Here is a 21,020-nt window from a genome sequence, read left to right on the forward strand (position 1 = left end):
ACAGCAGAGGCTTCTCATGGTGACCGCATCGGAGCTATTGGCAGTTTGGGAAAAGGGCATTGACCGTGCCATGTTCGAGCGGGCGTTGTTGTTGCTTGAAGCGGTATCGGGAGAATCCCGGGAAAATCTGGCCGAACTGACGATAGGCCAACGCGACCTGCGCTTGCTTGAATTGCGCGAAATGCTCTTTGGCCGTGCGCTGCCCTGTTTGACCGCTTGCCCGGCTTGCCATGAGCCGCTCGAACTCAATCTTGACAGCGATGACCTGCGGGTTGCCGAAGAAACTCGCCCGGGGCAAGCCCGCCATACGCTTGCCATTGATGGGTTAACACTCGAATACCGCTTGCCCGACAGCTTCGATTTATCGGCTGCAAGTTCTGCAGCGGACCGCCATAACGCCCGCGAAATAGTGCTGGGGCGCTGTTTGCTGGCCGCTTGCGACGGAGCTGACGAAGTGGCTTATACCGCCTTGCCACCCAAAGTGCTGGATGCGCTTGCAAGCGCCATGGCCGAAGCCGATCCGCAAAGCCATCTGGAACTGGCTTTAACCTGCCCGGCGTGCGGGCAAAACTGGTCGACGGTATTCGATATTGTCTCTTATCTGTGGAGCGAAATCCAAAACTGGGCGATGCGTACGCTCCGCGAGGTTTATCTGTTGGCGTCTGCGTTCGGATGGCGGGAAGCCGACATTTTGGCGCTGAGTCCGCTGCGCCGGCAGCTTTATCTACAGAGTGCAGGCGCATGAGCGATTTTATCAGCCATTTGTTTGACCGCAGTTTCAAGTCCGACGATAGACCGGAAAACGTGCGTCCGCGCTTGCCTTCGCTGTTCGAAAAATCGTCGGCCGGTCAAACGGAATTCAATACGCCGTTCTTCAATCACGTTGAACAAACGAATGACGAAACAGAATTTTCCCCGGTAGGGAAGAGCATCGATCGCCACCCAATGGCACCCCGCGAGCGAGACACGGCTGCCGCAGGCATTCAAGAAATTGTCAATACGTCGCCGACGATTGCGCCTGTAGTTTCCCAATTCAGGAAAGAGAATGGTCATTCGAATACGCCATTTGGAACAGATCAATTATCCGGTTCCCGGAAGAGCACGGAAAGGATGTCAAGCCCAAACGATGCGCTGGAGCAGGAATTCGTATTCCGCTCAATTCCATCCTTGTTACAGGGATCCATCGAAAATAGCTCCGATACCGCTCAACGCTTAGAGAATAAGTCAGGAAATACCATGATGCCGAATTTGCCGGTGTCGCCCCCATTGGGCGAGAAACAAGATTATAAAACGGCAAGATCTGAAACCGGTTTCAATAACTTACCGGAAAAAAATGAATTTCAACCTTTGCCGGGCAATCAACATGATGTTACCAAGTTGTCGTCGAGCTTCGTTGCCGATTCCGCACTGCTGGAGCGGCTGGTAACAGAAAAAATAGCTTTGCAAGGTAACACGGCGCGGAAACCATCATACCTTCTGGCGCCGGCGGACACGTCGAATCTCAACGTCCCATGGCCGCAAGCGGCAGCCAATAAACAGCCGTTGGATAACAACAACGGAATGGCATCGAACCCGCCGGAACCAACGATACAGGTTACCATCGGCCGCATTGAAATCCGGGCAACTCAATCCACACCTGGCAGTGTTCGCCGGAATCAAGATAAGAGGCCCGCCACGATGAGCCTGGAAGAATACCTCAACAAACGCAACGGCGGTGCAGGATGAGCAATTTTCTCGCCATTGCGACTGTCACGGAAGTCCTGGGCCAAATGATACTGACCGCGGCTGAAAATGCCATAGGGGGGCAAACGGTTGTTTTAAATAAAAAACGCCCCGAAGACCCTGCCGCAGCGGATTCACCTAACGTCTATGTGTATTTGTATCAAGTGACCACAAATGGCGCTTTACGCAATAACGACTTGCCAAACCGGTCTACCGATGGCCGTTTACAAAAAAAGCCACAAGCGGCGCTTGATCTTTATTATTTGATTGCTTTTTATGGCAATGATAGCGAATTGGAGTCGCAGCGTATGTTAGGCGCGGTGGTACGCGACCTGCATGCCCACTCGATATTGGGCCGGGAGCAAATTCGCACCGGTCTGGAGGGGAAAAGTTATCTGGCCGGTTCGGATTTGGCTGAAGCCGTTGAATTAGTTAAATTTACCCCGGTATCGCTCTCGCTCGAAGAAAACTCCAAATTATGGTCGATTCTGCTGCAAACCAGGCACGCCCTCTCGGTTGCCTACCAGGCCTCGGTCGTACTCATCGAAAGCGAGGAAACCCCGCAACAAGCCTTGCCGGTCAGCGACCGGGGCGTCACCGGCATCCCGTTCATACAGCCGCTTATCGAACAGCTCAGGGTCCTGGATAATAATGGCGCCGAACTGCCCATCAATCAAGCCATCGAATTGGGCGCAGCTCTTCTCATCAAAGGCAAGCGCTTGCAAGGGCAAGTCACCCAGATCTTTATCAACGATGCGGAAATAACCGCGGCTTCGATATCGGATTCCGAAATTCGGCTTATTCCGTTGGCCGACCCGTTGCCGGATGGGTCGGCATTGCGCGCCGGCATCAAAAGCTTGCAGATTGTCCACAGCGTGCCGCTGGGAGAGCCCCCCGAAACGCATTCTTTTAGCGGTTCCAATGTTTTTCCTTTTCCGCTTCGGCCAATGCCGACGGTTTCCATGCAAGGATCGGCCGTTCGCATCCGGTTTGCCCCTAAAGTAGGCAGAACGCAGCGGGTGTTCCTGCTCCTCAATGAACTGACGAATAATCCCAAACCTAAAGGTTATCGCTTGAGCGCACCCAAAGACAACGGCATCACGGACACCGATGTGACTGAAACCGATACGATCGATTTTCCGACAGCCGACATCGTCGACAACGGCACCTATTTAGTGCGCGTGCAGGTGGACGGCGCCGAAAGCCTGCTGCAAAAAGATGCCGGCGGCAAATACGATCAACCCCGGGTGACCGTGCCATGAACAACTTGGAGCAACAATGGCAGGATGCAAATAATGCCTATCTGGGCAAATCCCTCGAGTGGCTCAGGTTACGCCTGCAACAACAGGCCGAACGATACGTTGCGGTCTCGCAAACAACAGTAGAGCAAGAAAAAAAATCAAGCTGGTTTAGTTGTAAAACCAAAACGGAAAAAACCGCTTCACCGGCTGCGATCGATGCGGACGACCTTGCCCGGCTGGAGCAGGAGTTAATCCAGGCAGAGTCCGCCGCCCAGCCCTCCGCCCCGATCCTTTTAGGCCAGCGGCTGGGGCTGTCTCGATTCGAACAACGGCTGCTGCTCTTGTGCGCCGCGATGGAACTGGATCCCAATATGGCAGAGCTTTGCAGCCGCGCCCAAAACGACTCGCAGCGTCTGTATCCAACCTTCGCGCTGGCTTTTACCTTGTTTCCTGATCCGGATTGGAGCGTACTGGCGGCGACCAGCCCGCTCCGCTATTGGCGCTTGCTCGAAATTCATCAACCCGGCCCCCGGCCTTTGACGGTCAGCGCCTTGCACCTGGACGAACGCATTCTGAATTATCTCAAAGGGCTCAATTATCTGGACGACAGGTTAGCCGCTTATATTGCGCCGCTGGATTATTCCGATACTCGATACGGCGTGCTTCCCGCATCGCAGCAAACAGTGGTCGATGCCATTTTGTATCATGCCCAACAGAAGTTCGATGGCCAGGCGCACATCATTCAACTGCTCGGTACGGATCGCGTCAGCAAACAAGCGGTCGCCAATGCAACGGCAAAAACACTGGGACGCCAACTCTTCCGTATGCCTGCCGAACTTTTACCCGCACAAAGCGCGGAACTGGAGTCATTAGTGCGGCTTTGGCAGCGGGAAAGTTACTTGCTGCCTTTAGCCTTGTATCTGGACTGCGGCGAAGATACAGAAGGCCAGGCGGCACAGGCGATTCAGCGCTTTGTTTCCCGTCTTGACGGCTGGGTCTTTGTGGATACGCGCGAACTCAGGCCGGGTCTGGGCGCGGCCGGCACGGCGTTCGACGTGCAAAAACCGACACCCGCCGAACAAATGTCCGCCTGGCTTGCCGAGGCTTCGGCCATTAGTCGGGACGACGCCGGTCGTTTGGCCAATCAATTCAACCTGAATTTATCCACCATCCGCGACATTGCCCACGGCGCGCAACCAGAAAATACCGGCGATGGCCAAGCCCTAAGCGCAAGTCTCTGGCAAGGCTGCCTGCTTCATACCCGTCCGCAACTGGACAAGCTGGCGCAACGCATCGAACCCAAAGCGGCCTGGAATGATTTGGTCTTGCCGGATGAAACCAAAGGGCTGCTGAAACAAATCGCCGAACAGGTGCCGAACCGGCATAAGGTCTACGACGACTGGGGCTTCAGGCAAAAAATGAGCCGTGGTTTGGGCATCAGCGTGCTGTTCGCCGGCGCCAGCGGCACCGGGAAAACGATGGCGGCGGAAGTCCTGGCCAAGGAACTCGATCTCAATCTGTATCGGATCGATCTGTCGGCGGTGGTCAGTAAATACATCGGCGAGACCGAAAAAAACCTGCGCAAAGTGTTCGAGGCAGCCGAAGACGGCGGCACACTGCTGTTTTTCGACGAAGCCGACGCCTTGTTCGGCAAGCGCAGCGAAGTCAAGGATGCCCACGACCGCTTCGCCAACATAGAAGTCGCCGATTTGCTGCAACGCATGGAAGCCTACAGCGGCCTGGCGATTCTGGCGACCAACATGAAAAGCGCTTTGGATACGGCGTTTCTGCGGCGCTTGCGTTTTATCGTCAACTTCGCCTTTCCCGGTGCGGCGGAAAGAAAGCTTATTTGGCAAAAAGCCTTTACCGGTAAAGTCTTCAAACCGGAAACCGAATTTGGCGACCTGGACTTCGACCGCCTGTCCCAATTCAACCTGACCGGCGGCAACATCCACAGCATCGCCCTGAACGCGGCTTTTCTGGCCGCGCAAAACAACGAATACGTCACCATGCGCCACGTCATGCAGGCCGTGCGCACCGAATTCCGCAAGCTCGACAAGCCCATCAATGAAGCCGAGTTTCGGACGATGGAAGTCGTCAGGAGCAACGCATGAACATCAACCTGCACATCGAACGGCTGGTTCTGGACGGCGTGAACATCGAGCCACGTCAGCGTCCATTACTGCAAGAGGCTTTGCAGGTCGAACTGAGCCGTTTATTGACAAGCGGCGGATTATCCCGGGATTTTGCCGGTGGTCTTGCCGTGCCGCGAATCTCCGCGCCCAATATCCCATTAGTGGCAAATATCCACCCGGCGCAACTTGGCCAGCAAATCGCCCGGTCGATTTATGAAGGCATCGGCCATGAATAAAACAACCTTGGCTCCGCAAGCCAAAACCGCCGGTTTAATGCCGTCTTCGCAAAGAACACTTCAGCGCAAATGCGCTTGCGGCAATCATGCGATGGCGGGTGGTCAGTGTGAAGAATGTGCGAAGAAAAAAAGCATATTACAACGCAAGCTAGCGATTGGCGCGAGTAACGATCCGTTGGAGCAGGAAGCGGATAGAGTAGCCGATCAAGTCATGTCCATGCCGTTAAGTTCAAAAGTTAATGTAATTCCACCGCGCATTCAGCGTTTTAGTGGGCAAGCTAGTGAAGGTTTAGAGACCGCACCTCCCAGCGTAGACCGCGTGTTGTCCAGTTCCGGCAAGCCATTGGAACCGGCATTACGTCATGATATGGAAGCGCGTTTTGGGCATGATTTTTCACAAGTTCGGGTTTATACGGGAAGTGCTGCGGAGCAATCGGCACGGGATGTAAACGCACATGCTTATACGATGGGCAATAACGTTGTGTTTGGTAATGGGCAGTATATGCCGGAAACATTTTATGGGCGACGATTACTTGCGCATGAGTTGACTCATGTAGTGCAACAACACAGTACGGACGAACCATACATTCAGAGAACTCTTGCAGGGTGCCAGGATCTCTTGACTAATCCGAGTGTAGTGAGCTTGATTTCTGGCACACTTGTGCACCGGATAATTGGCACTCATTTTCGACAAACAGTATCGGGAGCTCGAAATGTTTTTATCCCGGGTGCATCTGCTGGTCCTCTACGATCTCAAGCTATCTGTGGCGGAGACAATCCAGTAATTGACCCACAGATTATTGGAGGTATTTCTGGTGCAGGTATACCCGATCTTGCTCGTGTTACACCGGGCGGAATACTTCAGGTTGCAGAGATAAAACCAGCTGCTATTCCCTGTCTTATCGATGGAGAAGAACAACTGTTGCGTTATATTGATCAAGGTAACGCACAAGATGTGTCACAAATATCGTGGAGAGCTTCACTTGGTGTGACAGTGGTTTCGCCAATACTTGAAAGTGCCTATACGCCTCCAAATTTCCAGATATCTGTACCAGGCATTGCAAGAGCAGAATTGAGAACTGCATGGTGTACTCCAGGATTGCTTGCATACACGGTTAATGTATCTGGTCAGCCAATTGTAGTGCCTGTACCTCAAACACGACGTAATGAGGAAAGACAACGGCTTAGAAATGAGGCTAATACTCGCGCTATTCCAGTAGCTGTCGGAATCGGTGCCACTGCAGTCGTTGCGGTTGCTGGGAGAGCGCTATGGAGACATTTCTGGCGTGCGGTTATACAACGTTTTGCTATTAGAGGAGCGATCGCTCTTGGTCTCTCCGCAGCAGATGGGCCGCTACTGTTTGGGGAGCTTGTATCCCTTGGTTTGGCTGTGGTGACAATCATTCAGATAATCCAAGATTGGAATGATCTTTGGCGTGAAGCAGACCGGATTTCAGCATCTGAGTCATAAATTAGCCATATAGCCCGCATAGGGCGGATTAGCAGAGCGTAATCCGCCGCATGGAAGGGATACAAAATGAGAGCAAGGTATTTAACAAACATACGAGGAGACAAGATCATGTCCTCAACAGATGAAACCTACACCTACCGCGGCGGCGAAAAACTGCCGCTGATGAAAAGCGCCAACGAATTCGTCGTACGGGCGAGTCCGGAGCGGCTCGAAACGCTGGGCATTACGGAGGCCGAGCAACTTTCGCCAGGTTCATCCAAGGTCACTACGACCGAGGACGAACTGGATGCGATGATGGCCCAGGCGGAAAATGTCGCCGTCACCCAACCGGCTTATTACGAAGCCGACAGCGGTCAGGAGTTTCTGGCGACCGACCGGATTCTGGTTACGTTCCGGGAAGCGCTGGCGCCTGAGAAGATCGACGAATTCGCCGGGCGTTACGGGCTGGTCATCAAGGAAACCTACAGCCCCCGTGACTATTTGTTCCAATTGACTGCGCACACCGGCATGGATGCCGTTGCGCTGGTGGTCGAACTGACCGAGAACGAGCCCTCGGTCGAAGCCGCCGAGAACGACCTCAATTACCGGGTGCAAACCTACCAGTTTGCCGTACCTGTCGATCCTAACTATGCGCGGCAATGGCATTTGCACAATCGCCTCAGCGATCCGGCAGTGGATGCCCGGTCGTCGTCCCGCTGCGAAGAGGCCTGGCGGATTTTAGATCATTTCGGCAGCTTTGACGTGGTGGTCGGCGTTACCGACGACGGCTGCAAACTCGGCCATCCCGACTTCGATTCCGCCAACAAGTTTGCCGGTTGGGGCTATTTCCGGGGCAACCGTTTGATTGTGCGCGAAGCGATCGATGCCAATCCTGCGGAAATGCACAAGACCGGCTCTAATCACGGCACATCCTGCGCCGGGGTGATCGCCGGGGAAGCGGATGCGGTGCTCACCGTCGGCGCCGCGCCGGGATGCAGGCTGCTGCCGATCCAATGGGAATCCGACGGTCCATCCTTGTTCATCAGTGACTCCAAGCTGCTGTCCGCCATTAATTATATGGCGGACAAGGTGGATGTGATTTCCAACTCCTGGGGCAGTAGTCCGACCAATTTGTTCGCAACAACGGTGCTGAACCGCATCGCGGCGCTGGCAACCTCGGGCGGGCGGCGCGGACGGGGCATCGTGTTCCTGTGGGCGGCGGGCAATGAAAACTGCCCGATTCAGCATACCGCATCAGTGGACGTCCCTTTTACCCGAGGCTGGCAATTCAATGCCGACGACACGCGCACCTGGGTGGGCGTCGAAACGTCGCGCCAGTTCCGGCACAATCTGGTCAATGTTTCCAACGTGATGTACGTGGCGGCGTTGGCAAGCAATGCGCAGCGCAGCCATTATTCAAACTACGGCACCGGCATAGCCATCTGTGCGCCTTCGAGCAACTCACACGAATATCTCCGACTCAGCGTAACGGGTCTTGGCATTACCACGACAACGGGCGACGGCAGCGGCGTAACGCCCAGTTTCGGCGGCACTTCCAGCGCCACGCCCTTGGTGGCGGGAATCGCCGCATTGACGATTTCCGCGAATCCGGATTTGACGGCGACCGAGGTGATTTCCGTGCTTAAACGCACGGCCGCCAAGGATTTGAGCATGACGGGTTATGCGCGCACGCCGCCGGCCAATTTCGACCCGACGCCGACGTGGGACGTTTCCCCGGTCGCGCCGTTTGACCGGGGCAATTTCACCCATACCGGCGCCCCGGAAAGAACCTGGAGTCCCTGGTTCGGGCATGGCCGGGTCGATGCCGCCGCCGCGGTCGCCGAAGCGCGCAGGCTGGCCGGCAATGGCGGGGCTGATCAAACAATCCAGATAAAAGAAGCGCCGAGCATTGCCATCCACGACAACAACCAGGGCGGCATCGAACGTCTGCTCAACGTAGCCAGCAACGGCAACATCCGCGATATCGCCTTGAATGTGGACATCACCCACACCTACGTTGGCGATTTGAACGTCAACCTTATCACCCCGAACGGCACGCGCATCGCCCTGCACCAGCGCAGCGGCGGCGACACCGACAACCTGATCCAAACCTATACGACTGCCACCACGCCGGGCTTGGCTTCCCTGCGTGGCCAGCCGGTGCAAGGCGCCTGGCGATTGCTGGCCAGCGATCTGGAAGCCAGGGATGTCGGCAAACTCAACCGCTGGAGTCTCAGGATCGAGCGGGACGCTTAGGAGAGATTATTTATGGCTGGCCAACTGCAAACCGAAAGCAAGGTTCCGATAGGCAAGGGGTTTACGCCGGCCCCGACCGGACTGTTACAGCGTAAATGTGCCTGCGGTAGGTATTCGATGGCGGGGGGCGAGTGTGAGGAATGCTCTAAAAACAAAGGCATCCTGCAACGAAAGCTGATGATTGGGGCCAGCAACGATCCCTTGGAACAGGAAGCGGATCGGGTGGCCGATCAGGTGATGTTAGCGCCAGTGCGTCACGGTGTTAGCGGCACTCCACTAAGACTTCAACGCTTTGCTGGGCAATCGAATGGACTGACGGACAGTGCGCCTGTCAGTGTGGACCAGGCACTTGCAAGTCCTGGAAGGCCGTTGGAGCCGGCTTTACGACTGGATATGGAGCAACGCTTCGGCTATGACTTTTCGCAAGTTCGGGTATATTCCGGGGCGATCGCGGAACGGTCGGCGCGGGATGTGAACGCCCAAGCCTACACAGTGCGAAATAAAATCGTGTTTGGTGAGGGGCGATTTTGTCCAGGAACGCAGGAGGGAAGGAGACTGCTTGTCCATGAGTTAACCCATGTTGTGCAACAGTCAGGTAAAAGTGAGATTGGCTCTTTTGAAAATAAGGAGACAGGCAGTTTAACCCACAACAATCTCCAACACCGAACAATTGGTTCTTTATCTGGTGATGACGCACAAAACTCGATATTACGCCGTCAGACATTGAGGGAACGCGCCGCACAAGTTGTAGCTCGTATCGAACACGCTATCGATCCTCGGACGCGTCAATTTATTTCAGATTTAATTGAGTCAGTGCGGCAGTCTCCACGGTATGTTGGAGAATTTATAACCGGGGATTTATGGGACGCAATACGAGAACACTGGCCTCAGATTCTTGCGGTAACGCTGGGCCTATTGGCAGTAGAAGGCATCATTGGCGCTCTCGGTGCAGCGCCCACTGGTGTTACTCAGATCATTGCCGCAATTCTTGAGGTCATCGTGCTCGCTGTGTTACTTACTTTCGTGGCAGTCGAAGTTACTGGTGTCGTACAAGAGGGTATACGGTGGTGGACAGCGGCACGTGAAGCGAATGGCGATTCGCAGCGGATTGCCGACGCATCCCGAGCATTTGTAAGGATGGTGTGGCATATATTGATGACCGTTCTTGCACTCGCTGGCGTGCGGGCTCGAGTACGTGGAGGAGCAGTCGGCCGAGTTACCGCTCCTTTCCGTGAAACACCTCCGCCAGTCTCTCCGGCTCAACTTCGACTTATACAAGGTGGTGATCAAAGCCCTGTACAGCTACGTGATGGCCGCGTAGTTTCGACACCACGATCGGCGCCACGATCAGGTCCACATGGACCAATGGCATCAGCTCGCGGTGCAGCAGAACCCGCTCGTTTACCTGAATCAGAACCTGTTCCTCAATCGCCAGAGCCTGTAGTACGCCCAGTTCCACAATCACAAGCAGACGTTTCGGGAGTGTCAGCGCCTCAACCAGGAGTGCAAGCTGGCCCTGCTCTGGGGGCTGGGGTTGCAACTGCGACCAGAACGGGGAGCACCCAGCGCAGGGACGCAGGTGCCTATCCCATCTTCTGGCCCGTGGTGTTTGGGCCGCCTTCGTTGTTTGATGTGCCGATTGTATTCTTTACACGGACGCCCAATGCGGAGCGCGACGAGAATTTCACTTTCGAAGTGCGCCGCGAGCTCTGGGCCCGATCTGGCAGAGATCCAGATCTACTTCCTAGCGACTACCATGCTCACCATATCGTCCCGCTGTTTCTAGGTGGAATGGACCAAGCACGCGGAAACATCATGTTTTTGCCAGGTCGCGTACATCTTCGCGGACACGCCGCCCTGGCTAACCAACCGCAAATGGAGACACCGCCACCTCCATTACAGCCGCTACCGGCAAACATCCTCAGACATCCGGCAGGCACTCGGTATGAGTTAGTGGGGTTTAAGTAAAATGAAAGCGGAAGTCAGGAGAATGCAATGAGCCTAAGACTTTTCGGAGAAGACGTTCTGTTCCTGCAACGGTTTTTGACCAGTGCGGGATTTTATAAAGATGAACTGGACGGCCGATATGGGGAGAATACGGATAAAGCACTCACCGAGTTTGAGCAAAAATCGCAGGAAATTGCCGATGAATTCGGCGCGTTCGATCCTCGTAGCGAGCGAAACATCAGGAGTCTGCAACTCAAAGCGCAGCGCGTGGCGCGAGTATTTTTGCGGACGGTGCGGGATGCGGAAATCGAAGCCCGTATTATTTCCGGTACGCGGACTTATGCGGAGCAAAACAATTTATTCAGGCAGGGCCGCTTCGGCAATCCTGGGCCGAAAGTCACGAAAGCCAGAGGCGGGCAGAGTAACCATAACTTCGGCATTGCCTGGGACGTCGGTATTTTCCGCGGCGGAGAATACCTGGATGAATCGCCTTTGTACCAAAAAGCCGCCGAAGTGGGCTTGACCGGTGAATTGGAATGGGGCGGCAACTGGCGCAGTTTTCCTGATCGTCCACATTATCAATTGTCAACCGGGCTCAAGCTGGCGATGGTGCGGGAAAAATTTGAAGGTGGGCAAGTTATTGTTTAGACGTTCCTAAACCCATCCTCATGCAGAAAATGGGCGTTTGAAAAAGAATAAACCAGGGTAAAACAAATTGGGACATGTCCTATGAGCGGCTTTTCTAATTCACCCAAACTGTTAAAAGGCGGCATCGTGCTGATCGATTCCGTGACTTCGTCGGTCAGGCGCATCATCGCGCTGCAATACAATCCCGACAGCATCTCGCGCACCCTGCAGGTGCAGGGCGTGGGTGCGGAAAGCGGTGACCGTTCGGAAGCACTGCGCTTAAAAGGCCCGCCCGTGGAAACCGTTAAGGTCGAGGCGGAAATGGACGCTACCGATCAGCTTGAAGAAAAAAATGGCGTAACCACGGAGGTCGGTTTGCATCCGCAACTGGCGACACTGGAATTGATCGTCTATCCAACCAGTTCTCAACTGCAAACCAATAACAGCTTGGCGCAATCCGGTACGCTGGAAATTGCGCCGATGGAAACGCCGTTGATGTTGTTCATCTGGAGCAAGCAACGCATCGTGCCGGTGCGTTTGACCGAATTCAGCATTACCGAGGAAGCTTTTGACGCCACCTTGAATCCTATTCGCGCCAAAGTCAGCCTGGGCATGCGCGTACTTAGCGTCAATGACATCGGTTTCAATCATAAAGGCGGCAGTTTGTTCATGAGCTATTTGCAGAACAAAGAACAGCTCGGGCAAAAAAGTCTCGGCGGAGATTTCAGCGCCTTGGGGATTACCGGCATTTGATAAGAGGACACAGCAATGACCGATCCGAACCTGGCATTACAACAACTTCTGCAAAGAGCCGAATTACCTTCCAGGCATTTCTCACCCACCAGCCGTTATTATGCGATTGAAACGGTAGTTTTTGAAACGGCTGAAGGTAAGCAAATCATTCACCTTAAACGCCGTTTCCTTCCACAACCAGAACGCTTCGAATTATTGCAAGAGCACTTGGTAACCCAAGGCGACCGGATCGACAACATCACAGCCCGCTATTTGGGTGATCCGGAGGCTTTCTGGCGTATCTGCGATGCAAATCGAGCTATGCGGCCGGAAGAATTGGAAGAGATTGGCCGCCGGTTACGGATTACCTTACCTGAAGGCATACCTGGAGCTCCGAATGCTTAAAGGAATTCATCTAACGTTGATGATTGGTCCGGCAGTGCCGATTCCTGCACCGCAAGCGGTGACGGATGCGCTGGCCAGCATCCAGGTGAACAGCGGGGGCCAACGCAGCGGATTCCAGCTTATTTTTAACGTCAGTAAAAATTCGCTGTTGCTGACGACCCTGTTGCCTGCCGGCTATTTCGACCCGATTTCCACGCGCGTTGTCATCATCGTGACTTTGGGCGGATTTCCGAACGTTATTATGGACGGGATTGTGACGCGTCAAGAAATGCAATCGAGCAACGAACCGGGGCAATCGACGTTGACCGTGACGGGGGAGGATCTGAGCGTATTGATGGACGTGATTCATATCAGGCGTCCTTTGCCGATGCCGGATGTAGCGAAAGTCTTTACCGTGCTGGCGCCGTATGCCGCTTTCGGCATCGTGCCTCTGGTCATCCCGCCGTTCATTCCGGTTTTGGAATTGGTGACTCGGGGTTGGAAGAGCCAGAATGAAACCGATCGCGCCTATCTGCAGCGCGTGGCGAGGGACAACGGCTTCGTATTTTATATCGAACCTGGACCGCTGCCTTTACAAAGTATCGCTTATTTCGGGCCGGACATTAATGTTCCGATACCGCAGCATGCCCTGAATACGAATATGGACGGCAATAGTAATGTCGATAGTCTCAGCTTTTCGCTGGATGGCATGGCAAAAAAGATACGAATTTATATCATAAACGATCCGATCACCAGGAAAATTCCGATCCCGATCCCAGTGCCGAACATCAATGCCTTCAAGCCACCTCTCGGACTGCGTCCGACGCCGCCGGCCCGTATTGAATTTGCCGATGACGTTGCCAGCAAGCAGCCGGATGAGGCCGCTCAAAGTATTCTGTCGTTTCTTATAAACAATTCCGATGCCATCTCTGCATCGGGAAGTCTGGACGTGCTTCGCTATGGCCATGTCCTGCGAGCGCGCCTTCTGGTGGGTGTAAGAGGCGCTGGAATTGCTTACGACGGTATGTATTATGTTAACAGTGTGACGCATAACATCAAGCGGGGTGAATACAAGCAGAATTTCCAACTCACACGAGACGGGCTGATTTCGAATACGCCAAAGGTGCTGCCATGACTGATGAAACGAAGTATTGGGGTAAATACCAAGGGACCGTCATCAATAATCTCGATCCGGAGAAGCGTGGGCGGTTGCAACTCGTCGTTACTAATGTCCATTCGCTTTTGCCGACAACCTGGGCCGAGGCGTGTGTTCCATTGGCCGGGCCAACAGGACCTCCAATGGGAGTGTATATGGTGCCGCCGATCGGGGCTGGCGTTTGGGTGGAGTTCGAAAACGGAAATGCCGATAAACCGATTTGGGTGGGGTGCCGTTGGGGGGCTCAATCCGATATTCCACTTGCGGCACTGGCAAGCAATCCCGCCGATCCCAGTATCGTCATTCAATCGCTGTTGCAGCAGGCGGTTATCGTCAGCGACATGCCGCCTTCGCCACCGCCGCCGGTGATGCCGCCTGTGCCGACGACAGGGGGAGTCATTCTACGTAGCTCAACCGGCGCTTATATTGTAGTCAATGATGCAGGCGTTTTTATCAGTAACGGGAAAGGGGCTTCCATTGACTTGATGGGCTTGTCTGTAATGATCAACAAACTGGCCTTAGTGGTGACCTGATATGGCTGAGTTTCTCGTTAAAATAATTGAACTACAGGTGACGTAATGCCGGGTTTTTTGATACAGGTCGGCGGAATTACCACCTGCTTTCACCAAAGCGGACTGGTGACACCGACGTTGGTGAATCCGCCCAGGGTCAAAGTCAATGGGGTTCAGCAAGTTCTTACGATTGCGGATGCGATGGTCGTGGCGGGCTGTTTGTTCAATGTGTCGGGAGCGCCCCATCCTTGCGTCAAGGTGCAGGTCGAGGCCGCGGCTCGCGTCAAAATCAATGGCCAGCCCGCAGCCATCCTGACGCCGGCAGCGCTGTGTTTGGCCGCCGATCTGGCCCCGCAGGGAATTCCGAATTCGGCAGCGACACAAAAGCGGGTGACGGCTACTTGAGGAGCAAACCAATGGCTATGAACATCGATTACCCTTTTCACTTCGACAGCCACGGACGTACCGCCACCACCGGCGACGACGACCACATCCGCGACATGATCGAGCAGTTTCTGTTCACCAATGCGGGCGAGCGAGTCAACCGGCCCGATTTCGGCAGCGGTTTGTTGCAATTGATATTTGCCTCGAACAGCCCGGAACTCGCCGCCGCCCTGCAGTTCACCGTGCAGGCGGGGTTGCAGCAGTGGTTGGGTGACGTTTTGGAGGTATTGGCTTTAGAGGTGATCAGCGTCGAATCCAGATTGCAGGTGGATCTGCAATACCGAGTACGGCGGACGCAGGAAGTACGAGTTGCAACATTTGAACGGAGCGTGCCATGAGTTGTGCAGACACATTGAATTGCAAACAGGAGCAACGCCGTCAGTTGATACGCCAAAAATATTCAAACGGTCTCGATTATCTGGAAGTGAGCGAAGACCAACTGACGCTGACGGTATTCTTCTTGGGCAAAGCGCCTCTTCATCTTGAAAAAGAGAATTTTCGGATTGAAGGAGGCAGGCGGATTACCGACATTCAGGTGACAAGGCTGCAAATCGACAGGAGCGAAGACACTGAAATAGACGATTGCGTCCATGTCACTGTGAATAAGCCGGGAGACTTTTCGACTTATTGTTTATGCTTGATCGAGATCGATCCCTTAACCAAAAAACCGGTTGTCGAGCGTGATGAAAACTGCCAACGGCGGTTTAAGCGCATGAGCGGCATCGATCCGCGCTATGACTGTCTCGAATTCAATTTCAAGGCCGGTTGTCCCAGCGACCTGGATTGTACGCCGCAACCTGCTTGCCCGCCCGAAAAACGCCCGGAGCCCGAGATTAACTATCTGGCGAAGGATTACGCCAGCTTTCGGCAATTGATTCTTGACCGTCTTGCCCTGATCATGCCGGATTGGAAAGAACGGCACGTTCCCGACTTGGACATTGCATTGGTCGAATTGCTGGCCTATGTCGGCGATCACTTGAGCTATTACCAGGATGCGGTCGCCACGGAGGCTTATCTGGATACGGCGCGGCTGCGGACCTCGGTGCGCCGCCATGTGCGCTTGATGGATTATCAATTGCACGAAGGCTGTAATGCCAGAACCTGGGCGTGTTTCAGCGTTGCCGGCGATTTGGCCGGCCTAAAACCAGACGATTTTTATCTGATTACCGATCCGGGGAGCGCCACGTTGGGCACTGTGCTGGATCATACGGCATTGCCCAAAACCTTGCCCAAGCCTTACCTGATTTTTGAACCGTTGGTAGAGGATGGAAATAAAACGCTTTCCTTCTGTTCGCACCATAATGAAATAGCGCTATACACGTGGGGCGATACGCAATGCTGTTTGCCCGAAGGTTCCACTTCGGCAACCTTGCTCGACCCCGGAGAAGCAACGCCGCCGGTGTCGGACCCTTCCTATGAATCTAAACCATGTCCTGGACCAGACGAGGATAAGAAAGAGAGCGCCATCCATCCGCCAAAAGATGCGGATTACCGGTTAAATCTGCAACCCTGCGACATCATTCTCTTTGAAGAAGTGAAAGGCCCGAAGACCGGAAATACCGCAGATGCCGACCCGTCCCATCGTCATGCCGTGCGTTTGACCAAAGCCGACAAAGCGCAGGACCCGCTGACCGGCACCCTGCTGTGGGAAGTCGAATGGTCGAAAGAAGACGCTTTGCCATTCCCTTTATGCATTTCCTCGATCAAACTGGCAGATTGCTCGTTGATTACCGACGTCAGCGTCGTGCGGGGCAACGTCGTGTTGATCGATCATGGTGAGACCCCTATCTCTTCCAAAGAGGACGTCTTAGGGCCGGTGCCTTCGGAACCCGTTCTGGCCGACTGCGGCGACGATTGCATCCCGCGTGAAAGTACTCTTATTCCCGGACGTTTTGAACCCCGCTTGCCCAGGGCCGACCTTACTTTCAGCCAACCCTTGTTCCCCTGCCGATCGAAGGAGCCACTCTGTTCTTCTGAACCCAAACTGACGCCGGCATCAGCCTTGCTCAAACAGGACGTTCGATCAGCCGTGCCGCAAGTGCGGCTTTATCAGGTTCGGACGGAAGCTGACAAGTGGGTTGTCGCCGATCATCCCGCCTGGGAAGCGCGGCTGGACTTGCTGAGCAGCGATGCCGAAGATAGGCATTTTGTGGTCGAAATGGAGGACGACCGGCGCGCCAGGTTACGTTTCGGCAATAACGAGCTGGGGCGATTCCCGGAGGCGGACACGCTCTTCCAGGCCGTCTACAGGATCGGCAACGGCTCTGTGGGCAATGTGGGCGCGGAATCCATTACTCGCATCGTCTTTCGAAATAATTTGCCGAACGGCGCCGAAATTACCGTTAGAAATCCTCTCCCTGCCGTGGGCGGCGTCAATCCGGAACCGGTGGCCGAGGCTAGGCTCTTCGCTCCGGACGCTTTTCGTAAAACCTTACAACGGGCGATCACCGCGGACGATTATGCCCGAATCGTCATGCGCGATTTCGCCGGCAAAGTGCAACGAGCTGCCGCCAAGCTGCTTTGGACGGGAAGTTGGCATGAAGTCCTGGTAGCCGTTGACCCGTTGGATACGGAAGAAACCGATCCGGAATTGCTGTGTGAAATTCGGCGCCATCTCTATCGTTACCAACGGATTGGACACGATGTGGCCGTGGCGCAGGCAGCTTATGTGCCTCTGGACATGGCCATGACCGTGTGCGTACTGCCCCATTATTTACGGGGACACGTTAACGCGGCGCTGCTCGAAGTATTCAGCAACCGGATTGGAAGCGCCGGCAGAAAGGGCTTTTTTCATCCGGATAACCTGAGTTTTGGCGACAATATTTATCTGAGCAAATTGGTCGCGGCGGCGCAAGCGGTCGAAGGCGTCGAAAGCGTGACGGTGACCAGACTGCGGCGATTTTCGGTTAATTCCGCCGATGCGTTCCCAGGCTCGTCCGAAATCGATGAAGCACTGATTACCGGCCTCATCAAACTCGGCCCGTTTGAGGTCGCGCAGTTGGACAACGATCCGAGTTTTCCGGAAAACGGCAGATTCACACTGGACATGCGAGGTGGACGATGAAACCCATGACCGAAGCCTGCGGATGTTGCGAAGGGATCGAGATCGTAACGCCCGAACCGACCGCGAACCGGCCGGGGCTTTCCTCGCTGTCGTATCGCATCGGTACGCATGCGGCCTTTCTGGAAACGATGCTGGCGCGTTTGTCGAGCAGCGATTACCCGGAACTCGCCGGGTTAGGAACGCGCGAAACCAATGATCCCGCCATCGCATTATTGGATGCCTGGGCCGTGATCGCCGATGTGCTGACGTTTTACAACGAGCGCATCATCAACGAAGGCTATTTACGCACCGCCACCGAACGTCGGTCGATATTGGAACTGGCGCGGCTGGTCGGTTACCAATTACGGCCCGGAGTGGCTTCCAGCGTGTATCTGGCTTATACCGTGGACGACAATTTCAAGGAAGAGGCGATCATTTCGAAAGGCGCAAAATCGCAAAGCATTCCGGGGCCGAACGAATTGCCGCAAACGTTCGAAACCAGCGAAGAATTGAAGGCGCGGGCGAAGTGGAATAATTTGAAGCCGAGGATGACGCAGCCGCAAACAAAGGACTCCATTCGCCAAGGCGACGGCAAAAATGCTCAGATCTATCTTAAGGGCATTTCAACTAACCTCAAGCCCAATGACCCGCTGCTTATTGATTTTATAGGCAACGATGACCCCACGACCTTCGATGAGCCCGATAACTTTATATTTGATCGTGTGAAGGAAGTTAAACCGGATCCTGAGAACAACCGAACATTGGTAATACTGCAAGCGGATTCCATTAAGAATTCCACTATAACGTCTGGCCAGGATGAGAATAACGGTATTGGGCTTATCGAAGCTCTCACCCAGGCCCCATCAGTTCAGCCTGCCAATTCGCTCAAACTCGAACGCGATCTTAAAGATCAATTCGGGAGAAGACAGAAGGAAGACGACATCTCTATTAATAGCAATGATACTAAAGTTACCAGTTCGGATCTTCGCAAAACACTCACAAGCGGAGAAGCCAGTAATGCCGTTTTAAAGGCTTTCGCACCGCTACTTCATGAAACCCTCGCGAATGCGGCTGCAAATGCCGAAGTAACTAAGCCGAATGGCATGAAGGTTTACGCCCTACGCGCCAAGGCAGGGCTCTTTGGCTCTAACTATCAGGGGATCCCTATCTCTGTCAAGTTAAACGATAGCTCATTCTTGACTGTTCAAATTCCAGTTGCTCTTGACAAATTATGGCCAAAGGAATTGGTAAGCAACATTACGGCGGGATTGGCAAAAATCGCTTTGGAACCACAAAACGAACAGCTCCAGAAAAATGGATGGCTTGTGATCGAACGTCCTGCATTGGAAATTGCCGATGCCCAAGTTGAACCAGACTTGGGATTACATATTGTCGATAGATCCGAATTTTTTGCGAATCTTAATCTATTCCAAACTAGAGCCTGCAAGGTGACAGGCCGAAAGCCTACAGTCCATAAAATAGAGGACGTTCAACAGATAAGCGTACAAGCCAGCCTTTTCACTGGAGCGGCTTCTAAAACCGATTTATTGACTATCGAAAAACAATGGCTGGCTGAAGAAGCGACAAAACCAGATGACTTTGCAAAATTGTTGAGTTGTATCTCTTTGCTTAAGGAAACCATCGTTTACACTCAAAGCGAAAAACTCGAGCTTGCCGAAGTACCGATAGAGAACGCCGTTTGCGGTAATGAACAAGAGATCATTGAGCTAGACGATCTTTATGACGGACTCGAAGCCGGTCGTTGGGTCGTTATTTCCGGCGAGCGCGAAATCAGCGGCACGAGCGGGATAAGGTTCAGCGAATTAGCGATGCTGGCGAGCGTTAGCCAAGATACGCGAAATATGGGCGCAGAAGAATTACAAGGGGACAAGCTCCATACTTTCATTAAGCTCGCCAACAAACTCAAGTATTGCTTCAAACGCGACACCGTCGCCATCTACGGCAACGTCGTCAAAGCCACCCACGGCGATACCCGCAAGGAAACACTGGGCAGCGGCGACGGAGCCAAGGCGCTGCCATCGTTCGTTCTCAAACAGCCGCCGCTGACCCATGTTCCGGCTGCCAAATCTTCCGGCGTGGACAGCACTCTCAAGGTCTTCGTCAACGATGTTCAATGGGATGAAACGGATGCGCTGGCAGGACTGTCCCCGGCCGACCGCCATTTCGTCGCCAAGACCGACGACGACGGCAAGACCACGGTGATCTTCGGCAATGGCAGGGAAGGCGCGCGCTTGCCGACCGGCATCGAGAACGTCAAGGCCGAATACCGCAACGGCATCGGCAAGCCGGGCAACGTTAAGGCCGGCCAGATCAGCCTGCCGATCACTCGGCCTCTGGGTGTGAAAGAGGTGATCAACCCCTTGCCCGCGTCCGGCGGCGCGGACAAGGAAAGCCGCGACCAAGCGCGCAAAAATGCGCCGCTGGCGGTGAAAGCGCTGGATCGGCTCGTCTCTGTGCGGGACTATGAAGACTTCGCACGAATTTATGCCGGCATCGGCAAAGCCCGCGCGGCGGAACTGAGCAATGGCCGCCGTCAGTCGGTGCATGTCACTATCGCCGGCAGCGACGACATTCCGATCGATCTTAACTCCGATTTGTACCGGAACCTGCGCCAATCCCTGCTGGATTTCGGCGATCCCTTCCAATCCTTACAGTTAGAGATACGCGAACTGATGTTTGTCGTCATCCAGGCCAATATCCGAATCCTGCCGGATTACCAATGGGAACCCGTGGTGACAGAAGTGCGCAGCGCCTTACTGGACGCCTTCAGTTTCGAGCGGCGCGAATTGGGTCAGGATGTGGTGTTGAGCGAAGTACTCAGCGTGATGCAGGCGGTGCGCGGCGTGGCCTATGTGGACGTCGATGCGTTCGGCGGCATACCGGAGAAACAATTTAAACCGGACAAAGGTCGGCAATTGCTTACTCCTGCCGAGATCGCCAAACATGTGCAAGAGTTTGTCGCCTTGCAGAAAAATCGCCCCAATACACGATTAACAGTTAATTTGGCGAATTTCGAACCAGAAGATCACGATCTGATCCACCCGGCCCAGCTTGCCTTTCTGACGCCGGAAGTTCCGGAAACCCTGATTCTCAATCAAATCCATTGAGGCCGCG

General features: G+C 54.2%; 17 protein-coding genes and 1 pseudogene. 17 read left to right on the forward strand and 1 reads right to left on the reverse strand.

Features of this window, described 5'->3' with window-relative positions; genetic code table 11:
- Positions 1-16 precede the first annotated feature (16 nt).
- The 8 genes and pseudogenes from A3OW_RS0122000 to A3OW_RS29180 all read left to right on the forward strand — a co-directional run.
- Positions 17-745, forward strand: coding sequence for a T4 family baseplate hub assembly chaperone (locus tag A3OW_RS0122000; RefSeq protein ID WP_020565620.1), 729 nt, complete (start codon positions 17-19; stop codon positions 743-745).
- Positions 742-1,725: a hypothetical protein gene (locus A3OW_RS0122005; protein ID WP_020565621.1), complete on the forward strand. Its 984-nt coding sequence runs from the start codon at positions 742-744 to the stop codon at positions 1,723-1,725. The genes A3OW_RS0122000 and A3OW_RS0122005 overlap by 4 nt, the downstream gene beginning before the upstream one ends.
- Positions 1,722-2,984, forward strand: coding sequence for a DUF4255 domain-containing protein (locus A3OW_RS25650; protein ID WP_020565622.1), 1,263 nt, complete (start codon positions 1,722-1,724; stop codon positions 2,982-2,984). The genes A3OW_RS0122005 and A3OW_RS25650 overlap by 4 nt, the downstream gene beginning before the upstream one ends.
- Entirely contained in the window at positions 2,981-5,077 is a 2,097-nt protein-coding gene (locus A3OW_RS0122015) for an ATP-binding protein (protein WP_020565623.1), read from the forward strand. Before A3OW_RS25650 ends, A3OW_RS0122015 begins: the two co-directional genes overlap by 4 nt.
- Entirely contained in the window at positions 5,074-5,334 is a 261-nt protein-coding gene (locus tag A3OW_RS0122020) for a hypothetical protein (protein WP_020565624.1), read from the forward strand. The genes A3OW_RS0122015 and A3OW_RS0122020 overlap by 4 nt, the downstream gene beginning before the upstream one ends.
- The gene (locus tag A3OW_RS27430; RefSeq protein WP_198291349.1) at positions 5,327-6,805 is read left to right on the forward strand and encodes an eCIS core domain-containing protein; all 1,479 of its coding nucleotides are present in this window, start codon (positions 5,327-5,329) and stop codon (positions 6,803-6,805) included. Before A3OW_RS0122020 ends, A3OW_RS27430 begins: the two co-directional genes overlap by 8 nt.
- 108 nt (positions 6,806-6,913) lie before the next feature.
- On the forward strand, positions 6,914-9,040 hold the full coding sequence (locus A3OW_RS0122035; protein ID WP_020565627.1) for a S8 family serine peptidase: 2,127 nt from the start codon (positions 6,914-6,916) through the stop codon (positions 9,038-9,040).
- A 237-nt stretch (positions 9,041-9,277) separates the two neighbouring features.
- Positions 9,278-9,628, forward strand: a pseudogene (locus A3OW_RS29180) (eCIS core domain-containing protein); the annotation flags it as partial.
- Between the two features lie 682 nt (positions 9,629-10,310).
- Here A3OW_RS29180 and A3OW_RS28735 read toward each other — a convergent pair.
- Positions 10,311-10,505, reverse strand: coding sequence for a hypothetical protein (locus A3OW_RS28735; protein WP_232422414.1), 195 nt, complete (start codon positions 10,503-10,505; stop codon positions 10,311-10,313).
- Between the two features lie 530 nt (positions 10,506-11,035).
- Between A3OW_RS28735 and A3OW_RS0122045 the strand changes: the two genes are divergently transcribed.
- From A3OW_RS0122045 to A3OW_RS0122085, 9 genes are all read left to right on the forward strand, one after another.
- Positions 11,036-11,635, forward strand: a complete 600-nt coding sequence (locus A3OW_RS0122045; RefSeq protein ID WP_020565629.1) for a M15 family metallopeptidase — start codon at positions 11,036-11,038, stop codon at positions 11,633-11,635.
- Positions 11,636-11,716: 81 nt separating this feature from the next.
- A complete protein-coding gene (locus A3OW_RS0122050; RefSeq protein ID WP_020565630.1) occupies positions 11,717-12,367 on the forward strand; it encodes a hypothetical protein in 651 nt (216 codons plus the stop codon).
- Positions 12,368-12,382: 15 nt separating this feature from the next.
- Entirely contained in the window at positions 12,383-12,751 is a 369-nt protein-coding gene (locus A3OW_RS0122055) for a hypothetical protein (protein ID WP_020565631.1), read from the forward strand.
- Positions 12,744-13,865, forward strand: coding sequence for a hypothetical protein (locus tag A3OW_RS0122060; RefSeq protein WP_020565632.1), 1,122 nt, complete (start codon positions 12,744-12,746; stop codon positions 13,863-13,865). The genes A3OW_RS0122055 and A3OW_RS0122060 overlap by 8 nt, the downstream gene beginning before the upstream one ends.
- Positions 13,862-14,419 carry a phage baseplate assembly protein V gene (locus A3OW_RS0122065; RefSeq protein WP_020565633.1) on the forward strand — a complete coding sequence of 186 codons (558 nt, stop codon included), beginning with the start codon at positions 13,862-13,864 and terminating at the stop codon, positions 14,417-14,419. The genes A3OW_RS0122060 and A3OW_RS0122065 overlap by 4 nt, the downstream gene beginning before the upstream one ends.
- Before the next feature lie 45 nt (positions 14,420-14,464).
- Positions 14,465-14,803, forward strand: a complete 339-nt coding sequence (locus A3OW_RS25660) for a hypothetical protein (RefSeq protein ID WP_020565634.1) — start codon at positions 14,465-14,467, stop codon at positions 14,801-14,803.
- Positions 14,804-14,814: 11 nt separating this feature from the next.
- Positions 14,815-15,180: a GPW/gp25 family protein gene (locus A3OW_RS0122075; RefSeq protein WP_232422415.1), complete on the forward strand. Its 366-nt coding sequence runs from the start codon at positions 14,815-14,817 to the stop codon at positions 15,178-15,180.
- Complete coding sequence (locus A3OW_RS0122080; RefSeq protein WP_020565636.1) at positions 15,177-17,906, forward strand: putative baseplate assembly protein; 2,730 nt, start codon at positions 15,177-15,179, stop codon at positions 17,904-17,906. The genes A3OW_RS0122075 and A3OW_RS0122080 overlap by 4 nt, the downstream gene beginning before the upstream one ends.
- Positions 17,903-21,013, forward strand: a complete 3,111-nt coding sequence (locus A3OW_RS0122085) for a putative baseplate assembly protein (RefSeq protein ID WP_020565637.1) — start codon at positions 17,903-17,905, stop codon at positions 21,011-21,013. The genes A3OW_RS0122080 and A3OW_RS0122085 overlap by 4 nt, the downstream gene beginning before the upstream one ends.
- Positions 21,014-21,020: the final 7 nt, after the last annotated feature.

Source organism: Methylosarcina fibrata AML-C10 (genome assembly GCF_000372865.1).
Lineage (GTDB): Bacteria > Pseudomonadota > Gammaproteobacteria > Methylococcales > Methylomonadaceae > Methylosarcina > Methylosarcina fibrata.